Source organism: Larkinella fluvii, from assembly GCF_051857545.1.
Lineage (GTDB): Bacteria > Bacteroidota > Bacteroidia > Cytophagales > Spirosomataceae > Larkinella.
Window position 1 is genome coordinate 87,136 of record NZ_JBPZHB010000015.1, and the last position, 17,115, is coordinate 104,250.

The 17,115-nt window shown below is 52.9% G+C and carries 12 protein-coding genes; 3 read left to right on the forward strand and 9 right to left on the reverse strand.

Annotated elements, in window-relative coordinates:
• Nucleotides 1–224: 224 nt before the first annotated feature.
• From ACS5NO_RS30110 to ACS5NO_RS30120, 3 genes are all read right to left on the reverse strand, one after another.
• Nucleotides 225–2,363, reverse strand: coding sequence for a ligand-binding sensor domain-containing protein (locus ACS5NO_RS30110; protein ID WP_439418562.1), 2,139 nt, complete (start codon nt 2,361–2,363; stop codon nt 225–227).
• Nucleotides 2,364–2,538: 175 nt separating this feature from the next.
• The gene (locus ACS5NO_RS30115) at nt 2,539–3,399 is read right to left on the reverse strand and encodes an SMP-30/gluconolactonase/LRE family protein (RefSeq protein WP_439418563.1); all 861 of its coding nucleotides are present in this window, start codon (nt 3,397–3,399) and stop codon (nt 2,539–2,541) included.
• A 97-nt stretch (nt 3,400–3,496) separates the two neighbouring features.
• Entirely contained in the window at nt 3,497–4,741 is a 1,245-nt protein-coding gene (locus ACS5NO_RS30120; RefSeq protein WP_439418564.1) for an MFS transporter, read from the reverse strand.
• A gap of 146 nt (nt 4,742–4,887) precedes the next feature.
• Here ACS5NO_RS30120 and ACS5NO_RS30125 point away from each other — a divergent pair, with 146 nt between their 5' ends.
• A complete protein-coding gene (locus tag ACS5NO_RS30125) occupies nt 4,888–5,535 on the forward strand; it encodes a phosphoribosylanthranilate isomerase (protein WP_439418565.1) in 648 nt (215 codons plus the stop codon).
• A 57-nt stretch (nt 5,536–5,592) separates the two neighbouring features.
• Here ACS5NO_RS30125 and ACS5NO_RS30130 read toward each other — a convergent pair whose 3' ends face one another.
• Entirely contained in the window at nt 5,593–6,030 is a 438-nt protein-coding gene (locus tag ACS5NO_RS30130) for an Hsp20/alpha crystallin family protein (RefSeq protein ID WP_439418566.1), read from the reverse strand.
• A gap of 397 nt (nt 6,031–6,427) precedes the next feature.
• Here ACS5NO_RS30130 and ACS5NO_RS30135 point away from each other — a divergent pair, with 397 nt between their 5' ends.
• Nucleotides 6,428–7,768, forward strand: a complete 1,341-nt coding sequence (locus ACS5NO_RS30135) for a tetratricopeptide repeat protein (RefSeq protein ID WP_439418567.1) — start codon at nt 6,428–6,430, stop codon at nt 7,766–7,768.
• Nucleotides 7,769–7,846: 78 nt separating this feature from the next.
• Here the strand turns inward: ACS5NO_RS30135 and ACS5NO_RS30140 are convergent, their stop codons facing one another.
• Nucleotides 7,847–8,617 (reverse strand): AMP nucleosidase, encoded by a 771-nt coding sequence (locus ACS5NO_RS30140; protein ID WP_439418568.1) that lies wholly within the window; start codon nt 8,615–8,617, stop codon nt 7,847–7,849.
• 62 nt (nt 8,618–8,679) lie between these two features.
• Between ACS5NO_RS30140 and ACS5NO_RS30145 the strand changes: the two genes are divergently transcribed.
• A complete protein-coding gene (locus ACS5NO_RS30145) occupies nt 8,680–9,123 on the forward strand; it encodes a type I restriction enzyme HsdR N-terminal domain-containing protein (protein WP_439418569.1) in 444 nt (147 codons plus the stop codon).
• Here ACS5NO_RS30145 and ACS5NO_RS30150 read toward each other — a convergent pair whose 3' ends face one another.
• The 4 genes from ACS5NO_RS30150 to ACS5NO_RS30165 all read right to left on the reverse strand — a co-directional run bounded on the left by ACS5NO_RS30150 (nt 9,124) and on the right by ACS5NO_RS30165 (nt 17,113).
• Nucleotides 9,124–10,842, reverse strand: a complete 1,719-nt coding sequence (locus tag ACS5NO_RS30150; protein ID WP_439418570.1) for an arylsulfatase — start codon at nt 10,840–10,842, stop codon at nt 9,124–9,126.
• 71 nt (nt 10,843–10,913) lie between these two features.
• A complete protein-coding gene (locus ACS5NO_RS30155) occupies nt 10,914–11,975 on the reverse strand; it encodes a glycoside hydrolase family 2 TIM barrel-domain containing protein (RefSeq protein ID WP_439418571.1) in 1,062 nt (353 codons plus the stop codon).
• Between the two features lie 162 nt (nt 11,976–12,137).
• Nucleotides 12,138–13,601 carry a RagB/SusD family nutrient uptake outer membrane protein gene (locus tag ACS5NO_RS30160; RefSeq protein WP_439418572.1) on the reverse strand — a complete coding sequence of 488 codons (1,464 nt, stop codon included), beginning with the start codon at nt 13,599–13,601 and terminating at the stop codon, nt 12,138–12,140.
• 41 nt (nt 13,602–13,642) lie between these two features.
• Nucleotides 13,643–17,113, reverse strand: a complete 3,471-nt coding sequence (locus ACS5NO_RS30165) for a SusC/RagA family TonB-linked outer membrane protein (protein WP_439418573.1) — start codon at nt 17,111–17,113, stop codon at nt 13,643–13,645.
• Nucleotides 17,114–17,115: the final 2 nt, after the last annotated feature.

Below are 17,115 nucleotides of genomic sequence, written 5' to 3' on the forward strand. Positions count from 1 at the left end.
AGTTTTTCTAAAAATTTGCCTACATTTTTTATCAAATCTGCTTAACGATTATGGCATAGAACTTACGTCTGATAATTCATCGCACTTTCGCTTTTTGCCCCGTTACCCTAAAGGGGACTTGGACGCAGCTTAATCCGGATGCTAAAAGTCCCCTTTAGGGTAACGGGGCAAAAGCGAAAGTCTTATGGTAGCAACTGGGCAACCAGATTACCCGTTTTGTATCCTTATTTCCAGAATCCATTAAATCGGCCCATCCAATAGGCGAAAAGGAAATAGGTGCCACTGTCCTCCGTTTTACCACCATTTCCTGCCAGAAAATGTTTCGGATTGGTGTTCCATCGAGAAATATTGTTTTCCGGAGTGGGAATAGGCCGGGTGGACTGAAGCATTCCCGATCGACTCAGCAATGGGTCTTTGGGAAGATCCCACCGATGGCTGTTTTCCATGGTCCAGTTGATCAGATCAACCGGATATTGCTGAATTTCCTCCAAAGCGATGGACAAGTCACAATCCCGGTTTAACAATGCGCTGGCAAACACATTCCAGACCGGCATCCGGTCATTGCGTACCGCGTGCCAACTTCTGACGAGACTTTTGAGATAGATCTCCTGATTCGGGTCATTCTTCGTGTACCGGAGTAAATTGTAGTACGGGAAAAAATTAAGAATGTCATCGGAGTGGCTGGTTTCAAAGGGGCCGTACTTTTTGGCTTCCAGTGCGTTCTGCGCATATCCGTGCTTGCTGACCAGATCCTGATAGTGCTTTTCAAATTTCGGATCACCTGTGAATTGGTAGGCGGTCTTCATAAAAGAAAGAATCTGCAGTGAATTCAAACCCCGCTCGTACATCCAGTTTGGAGAGTGGTTCAATGAATCGGGATGCCAGATGCCCCAGCGCGTCGGCTTCCCGTCAAAATCGATCAGATGATACTGGTTGTCTATAATATGAGTGGCAATGCGTCGAATCAGTTGTCGCACCCTTTCCTGTTGCGCAGCATCGGCAACAAGATCGAAAAACAGGGGAAGGACAAACAAGTGCCCCGTAATTTCGTCCGAACTCGTGTCGTCCAGCCAATACCATTTCCCGTCAGCCGATAGATGCCATACCTTGGGATGCGGTGATCGGGACTGCGTGATCGGGTCGGTAGATGCCGCATAGGAACGTGCCGGATAACCCGGAATGCCGCTCACGGTTTCCAGTCTTTCAAGGGCTTCGAAGGTTCGGATGGCATTTGCCTTGGCCGCGGAATCTTTGGTAACACCGTAACGAAAGCATTCCGCAGCCAGATAACAGGCGGTCCATAATCCGTCATTGTCTTCGTTTTGCATGTAGCTGCTCGTCAAATCTCCCGGCAGCTTCAACATCGATTGATTGATCAGCCCGCGCCGGTTGTGGCGTAACGCGATGACTTTTTCTATCGAGTCAGCCTTCTGTGCCAAGGTCATCTCCTGCTGCCTGATCTGAACAATTCCTTTTGGTGTGGCAATCCATACCGTCAATGAATCAATGATTAGGATGTCATTGACCTGATCATCAGGCAGCCAGCGCTTTCCCAGGTAATAGTGCCAGCCCTTGTCTTTTTTGATCGCTCCCTTCCTGGTCCCCATCCAGGTAGACCCATTACCGGGGCGTATAGCCGTTACCGGGCCATAGGGTAGCCCATCCGCCCCGGTGATTACCCAATGGTCGCCATCGGCTGCGATACAGCCTACTGACCACGGGCTACTGTAAAGTAGATCCCGCCCCCCATTTGTGGTCGCCAGCGCAAAGTATTTTTCCTGATTCCCCACCGCCATCAGGGTTTTATCCAGGTTGATCCATTTCTCGGTGTCCCGACGCCACAGTCCTTTGTTCGTCGCCACATACAGACAGCCGCGACTGTCTTTGGTAATGGCGGTAACCCATGCGCCTTCCATTCCCGGAAAAACGTTCCAGTTTCCATCCCAGATCAGCAGTCCGGTAGTGGTACCTACAAATAGTTTCTTTTCATCCCAGAATAGACAGGAAATGGAGTCTTTTTCTGAAACGGGCGGTTGTACGAACCCTTTCGTTTCTTTTTCTGCCAACACCAACCGTTGACTGGCGAGCCATATTGTACCCTTTGAATCCTGTGCCGCGGTTATCCAATCAGTCCCCTGTTTTTTTCCCTTCCATAGGCCATCCCGATATCGAAAGACACCGTTGGATGTAACCGCAACGATACTTCCCTCAGACAGAAAGAGTTTGCGCACATTCTGATTAGCCTCTGCGGGAAGTGATATTCCCGTTTTGATATCCTGTTTGTAGAAAATATCAGACTGGGCAAAAGCTGACCAGACGGGCAGCAGCAGCACGGATAGCAGGAGGAACCGGTAGAGGAACATTTTTACAGCCGTTTAAAAAGGCATAGTAGCCGATGGGATAAATCGCGTCAACTGCAATACGTTTTTTTCGGGATTAAGGCTATGGGCCTTCTTCTACAGCGGGGCCAATTTACGCGCTAAGCAGCAGCGGACGGTGTCAGGCTTTCCAACCTGACACCGTCCGCTGCATTTTGTATTATTCAACCCGGTAGGCAACCAGCTTGTTCTTGAAAAACGTCGGCACAACGATCATTTTCTTGCCCGGAACGTATTCAATATCAGCGGTATTCATTTTTTCAGGCCGCGAATCGAGCATCAACTGTTTTTGTCCGTCGGCAGTGATGTAAAACAACCGGCCACTCCAGTCCGAAACGATGAAATCTTTCCCGACGGCCACAATACCGTCGGTGTTTCCCATGCCGTCGGCCAGTTTCGTAATGGCTTTGGTTTCGACGTCGATGGATTGTAAAGCCCCGATTTTGGTGCTGCCAATCATCATTTTCTTCGTGCCGACTGCCAGCAAACCGTTTGGATTATTCAGTTCGCCCCCGTCCATCCAGATTTCCCATTTGCTGTCTTTCAGGCGGTAAATCTTGCTGTTGCGGCTGTCTGACACATAAACCGTTCCGTCTTTATCAATCGTCACGTCGTTCAAAAATGCCTTTTTGTCCGTGGCATCCCAGGTTTGCTCAGCTTGTCCGTTCGACAGGTTAATGGCAATCAGCCGGTAGACATCCGTGACATACAGACGGTTTTTGTAGATGCCCATGCCTTTGGGTGCGTTCAGGCCCGTCGTCCATTTGAGGTTTTCGATTTTGCCGTCGAGCGAGACTTTGGAAATAAAACCGTCCCCATCGAGCGAATCGGATTTGCCGACGATGTTGGCCACATAAAAAACTTTCCCTTTCGGATCATACAGCACCGATTCCGGCACCCGCAATGTGGAGTCGGTTTCCCAGACTTTCACGAGTTTCTTTTCTTTTTTCGGCGACTCAAACGCCGACAAGGTAACAGTCAGTAGAATACTGCCGCTTAACAGTAGATTTAGCAGACGCATAGTTCGGGAGCAGATGGTTTTGTAAGTATTACCTTGTAATTAACGACACGGTTGCCGTTATTCCAACGGTTTGGCCAGTTTGTTACCGTACAGCGCGCTAACTTAAGCGAACCGCAAACAGCTCTTTGGAATTATAGTAAACATACGCCACCACGAACAGCGTGACCACCCCGCCCAGCGCCACCGAAGGCACCACGCCCAGCAGCCGGGCCGCTACCCCCGACTCGAAAGCCCCGATCTCGTTGGAAGAACTAACAAAAATACCGTTGACAGCCGCCACCCGACCCCGCATGTGATCGGGTGGAAAAATCTGCAAAACCGTGTTTCGGATCACCACACTCACACTATCGAACGCGCCCGTCACCAGCAAGGCAAAAACCGACAGCCAGAAGTGGGTCGAGAAAGCGAATACCAACGTGAAAACCCCGAAGCCCAACACCGCAATGAGCATGTTCCGCCAAGCGTTGTGGGTGGGCGGAAACCGCGTCAGGAGCAGCATGGTTCCGATGGCGCCGATGGCCGGTGCCGCCCGCAGAATTCCCAGCCCCTGAGCGCCTACCTTCAGAATGTCTTCGGCAAAAACGGGCAGCATAGCCACCACGCCACCGAACAGAACCGAAAACAGATCCAGCGAAATGGAATAGAGAATAATCTTGGTTTTGAATACAAACCGGAAGCCTTCGCGCAGGCTGTTCCACAGGCTGTCTTTCGGGCCTTCGGTCACCGGAACCGGTTTTCTCTTGATCATCGAAATCAATACCAGACAAACCAGCAGCAAACCGATGACCACCAGCAACGAATAATCCAACCCCAGCCAGACGTAGAGAAAACCGGCAATGCCCGGCCCGGCAATGGCACCGGCCTGCCAGAACGAACCGCTCCAGGTGGACGAATTGGCGTACAGTTCCCGCGGAACCAGAAACGGTTTCAACGACGAACTGGTAGGTGAATAAAATCCTTTGGCCGTCCCGATCAAAACGAACGCGCTGTAAATCACCACCAACTGCGTGGATTTGGACAGATGTCCGACTACGGAAGGTTGGAACACCAGATAGAGAATGACGGAACCCAGAATAATCACCGACAGGCTGATCTGTAAAATGGAACGCTTTTCCCGCCGGTCGGCCAGGTGCCCGCCAAACAGCGACATAGCGATGAACGGCAGCGCTTCGGCCAGGCCAACGAGGCCCAGCGCCAGCGGATCGTGCGTCATCTTATACAATTCATACCCCAACAAAACCTCCTGAATCAGAAGCGTGGCCGTAAACAGAAAGCTATTGGCAGCAAAAAAGCGAAATTCGGGATAACGAAGGGCTGCGTAGGTGTCAACCTTTTTATTCATACGGCAAAAATAACGGTTCGATCAGGATTCTGCTGCTTATTAAGTGGAACTGTCATTTCTTTGTTTTTGTAAATGAGCCGCCGAGCCGCCCCAACCCACGACCGGGCTACCCGTCGTCCTTTTTAACGTCTTTCAAAAATTCGGTTATGCGTGTCAAAATTTGTTGCATCAGCAGTGCGGAAGAGGCCCGGCTTGCCGTTGGAGCCGGGGCGTCGGCGGTGGGCCTGGTTGGGCGGATGCCCAGCGGACCGGGTGTGATCGGGGATGACCTCATCCGAACCATTGCGCAAACCGTGCCTCCCCCCATCGCCACGTTTCTGCTGACGAGCGAGCCTACGGCCGAAGCCGTGATCGAACACCACCGCCGGGTTTTTACCAACACCATTCAGTTGGTCGACGCTCTGCCACCGGGGAGTTACCGGACCCTGCAAGCGGCTTTACCGGGCATAAAACTCGTACAAGTGATTCACGTTTTGGATGAGCTCAGCATCGACGAAGCCCTGGCGTCGGCGGAGGAAGTGGATGCGTTGCTGCTGGATTCGGGCAATCCGAAACTGGCCGTGAAGGAGTTGGGCGGAACGGGTCGCCGACACGATTGGACACTGAGCCGCCGGATTGTGGAGCAAAGCCGGGTGCCGGTTTTTCTGGCTGGTGGCCTGAATCCGGAGAACGTCCGGCAGGCCATCGACACCGTGCAGCCGTTCGGTCTGGATATTTGCAGCGGTGTTCGAACCAACGGAAAGCTGGATCCGGATAAACTGACGCGGTTTTTCACCCAAATCCACCGAAGCTAAACACTAAAAAACCCCGACCAAACCGGCCGGGGTTTTCTTTCTATGCGTCGACTCACCTTACGCTACTGCAATTTGCTTGGGTTCGATCACCGGTTTTTCAACTTTCGGCAGATCGATCTTCAAAATACCGTCCGTGTAGGCGGCCTGAATTTGTTCGTTGTTCACGTTTTTCGGTAAGCGGAAACTCCGTTCGAAGGAACTGTAGCTGAACTCTTTCCGGGTGTACTTTTCGGTTGTTTCTTCCTTCGCTTCTTCCAGTTTGGCGGAGATGGTCAACTGGTTGTTGGTCAGGTTGATCGCGAAATCTTCTTTCTTCAAACCGGGGGCCGCCAGTTCAATATGATAGGCGGTTTCATCTTCTTTCACATTCACCGCCGGAACGACCGGGCTAGCCGCTTTGGCAACCGCTGGTGTGTGAAAATGACGGTTGAATTCGTGGTTTACCAGATTGTTAAAAAACGAGGGTAACTGGTTGTATTGAACTAAGGTTCTCATGGCTTTATGTTGGTTATCTTTTTAATTTCTGAACTACAACTCCCTTTATTCAACTTGTGTACCAATCCAAAAACAGAACGCAAATCAGCCATTTTGTCACTAAAATTATGTGTATTAAAAGAAATAATGACATTTTGTCTTATCTAATCAGCATTTTTGTCTGAAGGACTGCTCAACACCGCGGACTTTCGCCTGTGTTGTTCCCTAATCACCTATTCAGGCCCTACAATTACGGATTAAAAGTGCGGGATATGGAGCGGAAATACGGACACAAAAAGGTTAGCATGGCTTTTCAGTATGAGTAAGCAAGAAATTTAATACAACTGATTGTTGATGCATCGACAATCAAACCTTATTTTTAGCCTTCTGTACCTTCCTCTCAACCGTACTATTACTTATGTTCCAGTATTACCGTCTTCTATCCTTCATTTTTTGCGTCTTCCTAAGTACCACGATCCTACAGGCGCAGCAGACCGCGGCCACGTTTTTTGAAGCCGGCATTGTGAAAAGTAAATCGGGCGATTTCATGGGTGCTTTGCAGGCATTCAGTATGGCCATTGGAGCTAACCCCGAAAACGCACCCAGCTACTACAACCGCGGACTGGCCAAAGCCAATCTGAAAGACCACCGCGGCGCTATTCTGGACTACGACCGGGCCATTGAACTGAACGGAAAAGATGCCCTGGCTTACCTCAGTCGCGGGGTCAGCAAAAGCAAACAGGACGACCACCGCGCGGCCCTCATGGACTTCAGCCGGGCCATCGAACTAGCGCCCGACGATGCCCAGGCGTATTATTACCGGGGCGTGAGCCGCAGCCGCCTGGAACAATACCGGGGTGCCTTGCAGGATTTCTCCAAAACCATCGAGCTGGACCCCAACAACGTCCAGACGCTGTATGCCCGCGGCATTACCAAACAGAAACTGGACGACTATGCGGGCAGTCTGGCCGATTTTTCGAAGGTGATCGAACTGAATCCCAAACGGGCGCAGGCTTACGCCGGTCGGGGGGCATCGCTGATCCAACTGGGTCAGTATCAAAAAGCCGCTGAAGACCTCAATAAAGCCATCGAACTGGCGCCCGAAGACGGCGAATCGTTCTACAACCGGGGCTTTGCCAAAAGCAAACTGGAAGATTACAAAAGTGCGTTGAATGACTATGACCGGGCGATTGTTCTGGAAGCAACCAACTACCGGGCTTTTTATGGCCGGGCCTTCTGCCGTGGCAAACTGGGCGACCAGAAAGGTGCGATTCAGGATTACAATACGGCCATTGAAATCAACAATGCCAACGTGGAAACGAAAGTGGTCTATAACGGCAAAATTTCAAGGGCGGTTCTGGACAATTTGCGGAACGCCGTGCAGCAGAAAAACATCATCGACGCCCTGTCGACCGAACGCTCGGAAGCGTATTTTAACCGGGCCATCAGCAAAAGCAAAGTCAACGACATCAAAGGAGCCACGGCCGATCTGAACAAAGCCATCGAACTGAACCCGACCTACTCCGAAGCCTACTTCACCCGCGGCCTCATCCGCTCACAGCAGGGCGACCAGAAAGGGGCGATTCTGGACTGCAACAGCGCACTTCAACTTGATCCGAAATACGCAGAAGTCTACTACGTGCGCGGCATCATCCGCCACAGTCTGGGCGACGAAAACGGCGGCTGCCTCGACCTCAGCAAATCCGGCGAACTCGGCTATACCCCGTCGTATAAGGCAATTAGTGATTATTGCAATTGAGTTAGGAATTAAGAGTTATGAGTGAAGAGTTAAATGCGTCAGCCAACTCTTCACTCATAACTCTTAATTCCTAACTCTTTACTCAAACCGCAGGTGCTTGACCGATTCGCCTGAGTTGGCTAGTTCGCGGAGGGAGTCGATGCCGATCTGGAGGTGTTTTTCGACGTACGAGCTGGTGACGCGTTTGTCGCTTTCTTCGGTTTTGACGCCTTCCGGCACCATCGGATTGTCGGAAACCAGCAGCAGGGCGCCGTGCGGAATGGCGTTGGCAAAACCGACGATGAAGATCGTGGCGGTTTCCATATCGATCGCCATCGCCCGAATCTCGCGCAAATATTCCTTGAACACTTCGTCGTGTTCCCAGATGCGCCGGTTCGTCGTATAGACCGTACCGGTCCAGTAATCCAGTTCATGTTTTTTGATCATGGACGACACCGCCCGCTGCAACCGAAACGACGGCAATGCCGGGATTTCGGGCCGCATGTAATCGTTGCTGGTGCCGTCGCCCCGAATGGCCGCAATGGGCAAAACCAGGTCACCGACCAGCGTTTTTTTCAAACCACCGCATTTTCCCAGAAACAACACCGCCTTGGGACTCACCGCCGTCAGCAAATCCATGACCGTTGCGGCCATGGCACTGCCCATTCCGAAGTTGATGATCGTGATGTTGTCGGCAGTTGCCGTTTGCATGGCCCGGCCCAGCCCGTAGATTTCGGTATCGTATTTTTTCGCAAACAGCTCGACGTAGTTGATAAAATTCGTCAGCAGAATGTACTCTCCGAATTGCTCGATGGGCGTTCCGGTATACCGGGGAAGCCAGTTTTGGACAATTTCATCTTTGGTTTTCATGGTTTGAAGCGTAGCAGTGATCAACGGATCAATTACTCCGTCAGATTCCGTATTTTTGACGGATGGAATCGTTAAACCTACCGGTTTTTGATTACAATACGAAGCAGATCGAGGGGAAACCGTATATTTTCGACGTGTTGCGGAAGAAGTATGTGCTCATTACCCCGGAAGAATGGGTGCGGCAACACGTCGTGCATCTGCTGCTGAATCAGTATGGCTATCCGAAATCATTGATTCGGACGGAGGGCGGTTTGAAGCTCAATCAGTTGCGGAAACGAACGGACATTCTGGTGTTCGACCGGCTTGGGAAACCGTTTTTGCTCGTGGAGTGCAAAGCCCCCCAGGTGACCGTCACGCAGCAGGTTTTCGACCAGATTGGCCGCTACAACCACATCCATCAGGCACCGTACATCGTAGTAACCAATGGCCTGACGCACTTCTGCTGCTGCGTCGATTACCAACTCCAAACCGTTGATTTTCTGGACGATCTACCCCGGTTTGAATAATCAATTCGTTTTCTTCCCCGGTTTTGGAAACACCTGATGGGTATTCGCCCACTGACGCCATAGACCTTCCAGTTCACGCACTTTATCGGGATACCGGGCCGCCAAATCGTTCATCTCGGTTTGATCCGTTGCCAGATCGAACAACCGCCAGGTGGTATCGCGGCTGGCCGAAACCAGTTTCCAGTTGCCGGACCGGGCATACCGCGCGCCAAAATGTTCGTTAAACAAGGTTGAATGACCCACCACCGGTTTTCCCTGAAAAGAAGGCACCAGGCTGACACCCGTGGTGGGCGTGATCGCGTGGCCCTGGTGGGTTTTGGGGTACGTCGCACCGGCCAGTTCGACAAACGTGCTCATGAAATCCATCACATGCCCCGTCTGAGCGCTAAAACCGCCTTTTTTAGCCGTCATCCCGTTGGGCCAGAACGCCACCAAAGGCGTATGAACGCCCCCTTCTGAAGATTCGGCTTTCCAGAATTGATACGGCGTGTTGGCGACGTTGGCCCAACGCTGTCCAATCGAGGCATAGGACGTTTGCGCGCCCGGCATGACCTGCTTTTTGAGATCGTAGGCAATCGGTCGGCCATCGCGCGTCTGGTTGGGCCGGTCGAAACCGGGACCGTAAGCTGCACAGTTTTCGGGACTGGCTCCGTTGTCCGACAAAAACAGAATCAGCGTATTGTCCAGTTGGCCGGTTTCGCGCAGGGCTTTCAGCATCCGGCCAATGCCCTGATCCATCCGGTCGATCATGGCGGCATGAACGGCCATCGCGCGGGCATCCCATTCTTTATCCGGGTTGTTTTCCCACGTCAGATCATTCTGCCAGCGGTCGGAGAGTTTGGTTTTCTTCGGATCGATCAGGCCCAGTTTGACCATTTTCTCATACCGGTTTTTGCGAATCACATCCCAGCCCACTCTATAGGTATCCTTGTATTTCGCAATGTCTTCGGGCAGCGCCATGAGCGGCCAGTGCGGGGCCGTGTGAGCCACATACAGAAAAAACGGTGCCGATCCCTTCGCAAAAGATTGAATATAAGCCACCGTCGTATCGCTGATGGCATCTGTGTGGTAGTAGTTCTTCGGAACGGCCTTGACCGGTTTGGTGCCGTTCACCAGACTAAACGGGTCGAAAAAATCGACGACGCCCCAGATGTTGCCAAAGTACCGGTCAAACCCCCGGCTGGTAGGGTATTGGTCGATGGGGGCAAAATCGCCGTAGTCTTTCTGGTGGTTCAGCCACGCCAGTTGCTCTTTCGGATCTTTCTGCACGTTGGTATTCGACACGTGCCATTTACCGGTCATCGCTGTCTGGTAACCAGCGGTTTTGAGCACTTCCGCCAGCGTTACGGTATTTTCGGTCAGGTGTCCACGGTAGCCGGGTTGGTCTTCCGCTTCGGTCATTTTGCCAATACCGGCCTGCTGGTTGTATAAACCGGTCAGCAGGCTGGCTCGCGTCGGGCAGCAGCGCGAGGTGTTGTAAAACTGGGTGTACCGAATACCGTTTTTGGCTAGATAATCGATGTTCGGGGTATGAATTTCACCGCCGTAGCAGCCAACATCCGAAAAGCCGAGGTCGTCCGCCATGATCACAATGATGTTGGGCCGGGCGGGCGCTTTGGGTGACGGGGCAACGAGCGGTTTTTTCTCAAAACTGCCCAGAAACAGGATGGCAAAAACGGCCAGCAAAGGGATCGACAGAACCAAAAGCCCCTTCTTCATAACGTAACCAGTGAATTTGAACCAATATGAATGCAACCTACAGATAATCCACGCCGGATGGATCGACACTTTTATTTTTTACCGGTCAATGTCTTGATCGTCTTCACCTCCTCTGCGCTGAAAGGTGTTCCGTCTTTCCGCAAAATGTCGTGAAACCACAATTCCGGCTCCTTGCCGTCGGGCATGGGCATTCGCCAGGCGTAGATGGTATTGGTTTTACCCGCCACAAATCCCCAGTTGACCGCACCGATGTTTTCCTGTTTCAGCAGCGGCATGATGGTCTGAAAAAGACTGCCGTTGGACCGGGCCATGTATTCGGTGCAGATCAGCGGCCGTTTGTGTTGCCGGAGGTCCGCAATCCGCTTTTTATGATCATCGATATACTTGTAATGGTGGTAGGTGATCACATCCGAATTTTCGAGCTGAAACTGGTTTAGCTCGTTAAACTTTTCGTCCCAGTTCCACAAACCGGCACTCACCGGCTGCGAAGGATCAACGGCCCGCGCCCAGCTAAAAACCGCTTTCAGCAATGGCAAACTTTTGCTGAAATACTGGTTGTTGCCCGGTTCGTTATACAGATCCCAGAGCAGAATCCGCTCGTCGTTTTTAAAGGTGGTCATCACATCTTTCACATACCGTTCCAGCATCGCCAAACTGTCGGGATGGGTGTGGATCATGGTGCCGGGGTCGCGCACCCAGCCGCTGTTATGAATACCCGGTTTGGGTTCCGGCTGCTTTCCGGGGTGGTATTCGTCGTTCCAGCAGTCGTCAAAAAACACCAGAATGGTTTTAATACCGTGTTTTTGGGAGATTCCGAGGTATTGGTCGAGCCGCTTTTTGAACCCCGCCTGATCCGACGTCCAGGCCACATGGTGCAGATACACCCGCATCGCATTGAGTCCCAGCCCTTCGGCCCAACCAAGTTCGCGGTCGAGCGTTTGGGGATCGAAGGTTGCCGCCTGAAACATTTCCAGTTGGTTGATGGCCGAACTGGGCTGGAAGTTACAGCCCCGGATCCAGCCTTGTTTCTGATACCAGGCATTCGCCTTTTCGGGCGTCCAGATCTTGTTTTGGGCGTTTAATCCGGTCGCAACCAGCATCAGTACCCCCACAATGGTCAATAATCGTTTCATACTTACTTGTAATAAAGTAAAGAGTTTAAGACTTTCGCTTTTTGCCCCTAAATCCCCTAAAGGGGACTTGGACGCGGGTTAATCTGGATGCTAAAAGTCCCCTTTAGGGGATTTAGGGGCAAAAAGCAAGTGCATCAGAATTATCAGACGTAAGTCTTGGAGTCAATAGCCCGGATTCTGGACACACAACTTGTTGGCATCAATTTCGGACTGCGGAATCGGGAACAGCACCCGCTCCGGTTTGGCGTTCGTTATGCCCCGGGCCTGAGCCAGCGAAATGAATGTTCCCTGACGAATCAGATCTTCCCGGCGCTTGCCTTCGGAGACAAACTCCCAGCCCCGCTCCCGGAAAATAGCCGTCCGGAAGGCTTCTTTGGTGGCGGCATCAGCGGCTGTCAGATTGGCAATCCCGGCCCGGCTCCGCACCTGATTGATCAGCGTAAAACACTCGGCGGTCGGGCCATTCAGTTCATTCAGGGCTTCGGCGCGGGTCAGCAGGATGTCGGCATACCGAATCACCGGCACGTCGGTTCCGCTGTTGTTGCCCACCGTATTGTTGTCCCAGTATTTGAAACTCCGGGCGTTGTCGCCGGTCGACAAATCGACGGTCTGGTTGCTGGTGTTGACGTAGCTGGTGCAGATCAGTTGCAGGCGTTTATCGGTCGGGGCAAACGTGCTGGTGAAGGCGGTTCGCAGGCGGTATTGCGTCGCAAAATTCGACATGGTGGTCTTGTAAACGTAATTAGGAAACTGCGGACTGCTTTTGTACGATGGCGGCAAGGTCCCGGCCTGAAACCAGTTCCCGAACGGATCTTCGGTGCGGCACGGCAATACCAGCAGCATTTCGCGGTTGTTCATGCCTTCATTCTCGACCCGAAACAGGTCCGAAAAAGCAGGATTCAGGGCGTAATAGTTCAAGTCGATGACGGCTTTTGCGGCATCGGCGGCTTTCTGCCACTGTTTGGTATTGAGGTAAAACTTGGCCAGAATCCCGTTCGCATTGCCTTTGTTCAACCGGCCATACGCTTCTTCTTTCCCCGGATCGGGCAAATCGGCAACGGATTGACTGATTTCGGTTTCGATAAACGTTTTAAGATCAGCCTCCGCAGCCCGCGCCAGTCCGCCAAGCTGACTCGTTGAAGTCCTGAGCGGAACCGTACCAAAGAAATTGTACAGGATCGCGTAGGCCTGCGCCCGCAGCACGCGCGCTTCCGCCTTGAACAGTTTCTTGATGGCATCGGTCGTGTTCACGTTGTCGATGTTCTCAATAACGCCGTTGGCATCGCGAATGGCCCGGTAATTCGGAGCCCACATATCATCGTTAAATGTTCCCAGCGACGGGTCCCAAGTGAAATTGATGATCGTGATGAGCTGCCCGTTTTCGGCCCCGCCGGTATTGAACGCCAGGTCGGTGCAGACTTCCGAATCATTGATGACGTAGCGGGAGTTGGATTGGGTTTGCGCCTGGGCATAGGCCGAAAACAGCAGCGACTTGATCCCGCTTTCGGACGTCAGCACGTTGCCCGGCGAAAATTCGGATTTGGGAGTTACTTCCAGGGTTTCTTCGCAGGCTGGCAACGCCAGAACCGCACCAACGAGGAGGATATAGTTGACGATCTTTTTCATGGGTGATCCACTGTTAGGACGTATAAAGTCTCGTTTCACTGTCAGAACTGGAGGTTTAGCCCCGTCGTAAAGGTTCTGGTTAAGGGATAGGTGTTGTAGTCGATGCGTAAAATATTGTCGCCGAGGGCATTGGCTGCCGGGTCGGAGCCGGAGTAGTTGGTAAAGGTGTACAGATTCTGCCCGGTTACGAAAACCGACGCGCCACTGATGAACCGCGTTTTCAGGGGAATTTTGTACGACAACCGAATCGACTGAAGCCGCAGGTACGACGCATCTTCAACGGTTTTGTTGGTCACCTGCCGTTGCCCCTGCACATCGTTCGGCAGAAACGACGGATAGTCGTTGGTGGGGTTGGTGGGCGTCCAACGGTTCAGATACGGTTCGGCCAGTTTGTTCCGGCGATAATCCACCGGGTAATACGAATCGACCAGACTGCTGTTCAGCATTTTAGCGCCCTGCGATCCTTCCAGAAACACATCCAGAACGAGGGTTTTATACGAAACGCTGGTGTTAAAACCGTAGTAGAAATCAGGCAGCGATTTGCCCAGCACTACCCGGTCGTTGGCATTGATGATTTTATTGCCATCCAGATCGCGGTATTTCAGGTCGCCGGGCCGGACGCCGGTTTGGGCCTGACCGAAATCGTCGCCCGTTTGCCAGACCCCATCGACCAGATACCCATAAAAAGAACCGATGGATTCGCCGGGTTTCAGAATGCTCACCTGACCGATGCTGCCCGGCCCGGTGCCGATGGCTTGACTCACATTTCCCAGACTCAACACCCGGTTTTTCAGCGTCGTGATGTTGAAACCGGCATCGAACCGAACGTCTTTCTGGTTCACAATGACGGCTTTCAGCGCCAGTTCCAGACCGGTGTTGCGCATACTGCCCACGTTCTCGGTCCGGCTGCCAAAACCGGTGCTGGCCGGTTGTGGAATGTCATACAACAGATTGGAAGTCTTCCGGTTATAGTAGTCGATGCTCCCCGTCAGACGCGAGTTGAAGAACCCAAAATCCACCCCGATGTCGGCCTGCACGGCGGCTTCCCATTGCAGATCCGGATTGGCACTGCGGCTGGGCTGGAGCGAGCTTACTTTGTTGCCGTTAAAAACCGCATTGCGTCCGGCAGAATAAGTCGAAAAGTAAAGGTAATTAACCGTCGGCTGGTTCCCGGTGACGCCGTAGCTCGCCCGCAGTTTCAGTTCACTCAGCACCCGGTTATTTTTCAGAAAATCCTCGTCATAAATCCGCCAGGCCACGGCTGCCGACGGAAAATACCCGAACCGTTTGTTGGGGCCAAACCGTGCCGAACCATCGGCGCGAATCGACGCCGTCAGCAGATATTTCCCTTTGTAGGCATAACTGGCGCGCCCCAGAAACGAGACAAGTTTGTTTTCCTGACGCCCACTGCCCACCCCGTTCAGCGTATTATCGCCGGTACCCAGGGCATCGAACGTCAGATCTGGCAGGGCAAACGACCGGGAATTGGCGATCAGGTTGCTCGATGTATAGCGCTCATAGGTCGCCCCGGCCACCGCCGAAATCCGGTGATCTTTCAACTCCTTGTTGTAGTTCAGCGTCCCTTCGGTCAGGTAATACCCCCGTTTTCCGTCGCGCACGTCGGCATACCCATTGTACGACAAACCGGTTAGCGTAGTGGGATCGATCCAGAAATACCGCTGGTTGTTGTTCAAATCCACGCCGACCCGAACCTTGGCAGACAACGACGGCATCAGGAAATATTCCGCGTACACGTTCCCAAAGGTGCGGTAGGTGTCGCCCATGCCATACTGCCCATTGATGACGGCCAGCGGATTGTCCATCGGTGCCATCAACGGCGAGCGGTAAAACGAACCGTCGGGGTTGTAGGGTGCTGCCGTCGGATCGTAGTTTTGGGCCATGTAGAGCGCACTGGCGTTGTCGTTCAGGCCGACGCCGGTTGCGTTGTAGTAATCGCGGCTGTAGGCCGTCGTCAAACTCACCCCAACATTGTATTTGGAAGCAATGCCGTTTTCCAGATTTACCCGGGCGTTGTAGCGGTTGGTGCCGGATTTCAGCATAATACCGTCCTGGTTAAAATACCCAACCGATACATAATATTTGGTATTTCCACCGGCGCCACTGAACGACAGATCGTGTGACTGGATGGGGGCATTGCGTAACAACAGCCTCTGCCAGTCGGTGTTAGCGTTCGGACCGGTGACTTTGGGCGTGCTGAGTTTGCCGAGGTCAATGATTTCATTAATTACTTTCGTGTATTCATCCCCCGTCATAAACTGCTGGGTATGCGCCACCGTCTGAACCCCGTAGGTTCCGTTGTATTCCACCTTCAGCTTGCCTTCTTTGCCTTTTTTGGTGGTAATGATCACTACCCCATTCGCCCCGCGTGACCCATAAATGGCCGTAGCGGAGGCATCTTTCAAGATTTCAATCGATTCAATATCGGCAGGATTCAGGCTGTTCAAAGGCGTCCGGTTGTTGGGATTGCTGGTCGTGCCGCCCGCGCTCGCCGAGCCAATGGCCGTGCCATCATTCACCGGCAAACCATCCACCACGTACAAAGGGTCGTTGTTGCCCGTAATGGACGTAATGCCCCGAATTTGCACGCTCATGGTAGCGCCCGGTTCCCCGCTTTTCTGGTAAATCTGCACGCCCGGTGCCCGACCCGCCAGCGTTTGCTGTAGGTTCATGTTGGCTCCCCGCGTCAGATCCTGCGCTTTCAATGAGGTCACAGAACCGGTCAGATCGCTTTTTCGCACCGTTCCATATCCCACGACAACCACTTCGTTCAGCGCTTGACTGTTTACTTTCAACTCTACATTAATTTCCGAGCGGTTATTGATCACCTCTTCCTGCGCCAGGTACCCCACGTACGAAAAAACCAGCGTCAGGCCCGTTGCTGGTTCCGGAACGCTCAACTGATACCGCCCGTTGGCATCGGTCGTCGTACCCCGGTTGGTGCCTTTCAAAACTACGCTGACGCCGGGCAGCGAACCGCCATTGTCGGCCCCCGTCACCGTACCTCCAACGGAAATATCCACCGGAACGGCGGTTGTCGACGCGGTCAGGGAAGACGGCAACCCGCTGATTTCCGGGTTACCGGCCTGCTCCGAACCGGTTATAGGTGCAACCGGAAATCGCGCATCACCGACCGGCGGTTTTCGGTTCAGAACGACCCACGTACCCGGTTTTACCTGTTTGTAGCGCAGATTGAACGGTTTCAGCAAGCGTCTTAGCGCGTCTTCGAGCGTTGCACTGCCGGCCAACGCATCCGCCGGAACGGTCAGATTGGCGATGGTACGGTCTTCAAACAGAATATCGGTCCGATACCGGGTTTTCAGGTCATTCAGCACGTCGGCCAGTCGGCGCGTCACCACGGCCGATGGAGCCATCGTCGTGCGGTCCTGCTGCCGAACCATCGCCAGGGTCTGGCTGCTGGCCGGTTGCGGACTGCTCAGTAACCAGGCAACCAGCAAAACGGGCAGCGGAGTAGAGTTCAAGGGTGAACACATAG

What these genes read in the sequence shown, in the direction of transcription:
- ACS5NO_RS30125 (WP_439418565.1), top strand. Translation starts at nt 4,888, where the DNA reads ATGCGTGTCAAAATTTGTTGCATCAGCAGTGCGGAAGAGGCCCGGCTT.
- ACS5NO_RS30150 (WP_439418570.1), bottom strand. Translation starts at nt 10,842, where the DNA reads ATGAAGAAGGGGCTTTTGGTTCTGTCGATCCCTTTGCTGGCCGTTTTT.
- ACS5NO_RS30165 (WP_439418573.1), bottom strand. Translation starts at nt 17,113, where the DNA reads ATGTGTTCACCCTTGAACTCTACTCCGCTGCCCGTTTTGCTGGTTGCC.
- ACS5NO_RS30120 (WP_439418564.1), bottom strand. Translation starts at nt 4,741, where the DNA reads ATGAATAAAAAGGTTGACACCTACGCAGCCCTTCGTTATCCCGAATTT.
- ACS5NO_RS30130 (WP_439418566.1), bottom strand. Translation starts at nt 6,030, where the DNA reads ATGAGAACCTTAGTTCAATACAACCAGTTACCCTCGTTTTTTAACAAT.
- ACS5NO_RS30145 (WP_439418569.1), top strand. Translation starts at nt 8,680, where the DNA reads ATGGAATCGTTAAACCTACCGGTTTTTGATTACAATACGAAGCAGATC.
- ACS5NO_RS30155 (WP_439418571.1), bottom strand. Translation starts at nt 11,975, where the DNA reads ATGAAACGATTATTGACCATTGTGGGGGTACTGATGCTGGTTGCGACC.
- ACS5NO_RS30160 (WP_439418572.1), bottom strand. Translation starts at nt 13,601, where the DNA reads ATGAAAAAGATCGTCAACTATATCCTCCTCGTTGGTGCGGTTCTGGCG.
- ACS5NO_RS30110 (WP_439418562.1), bottom strand. Translation starts at nt 2,363, where the DNA reads ATGTTCCTCTACCGGTTCCTCCTGCTATCCGTGCTGCTGCTGCCCGTC.
- ACS5NO_RS30135 (WP_439418567.1), top strand. Translation starts at nt 6,428, where the DNA reads ATGTTCCAGTATTACCGTCTTCTATCCTTCATTTTTTGCGTCTTCCTA.
- ACS5NO_RS30115 (WP_439418563.1), bottom strand. Translation starts at nt 3,399, where the DNA reads ATGCGTCTGCTAAATCTACTGTTAAGCGGCAGTATTCTACTGACTGTT.
- ACS5NO_RS30140 (WP_439418568.1), bottom strand. Translation starts at nt 8,617, where the DNA reads ATGAAAACCAAAGATGAAATTGTCCAAAACTGGCTTCCCCGGTATACC.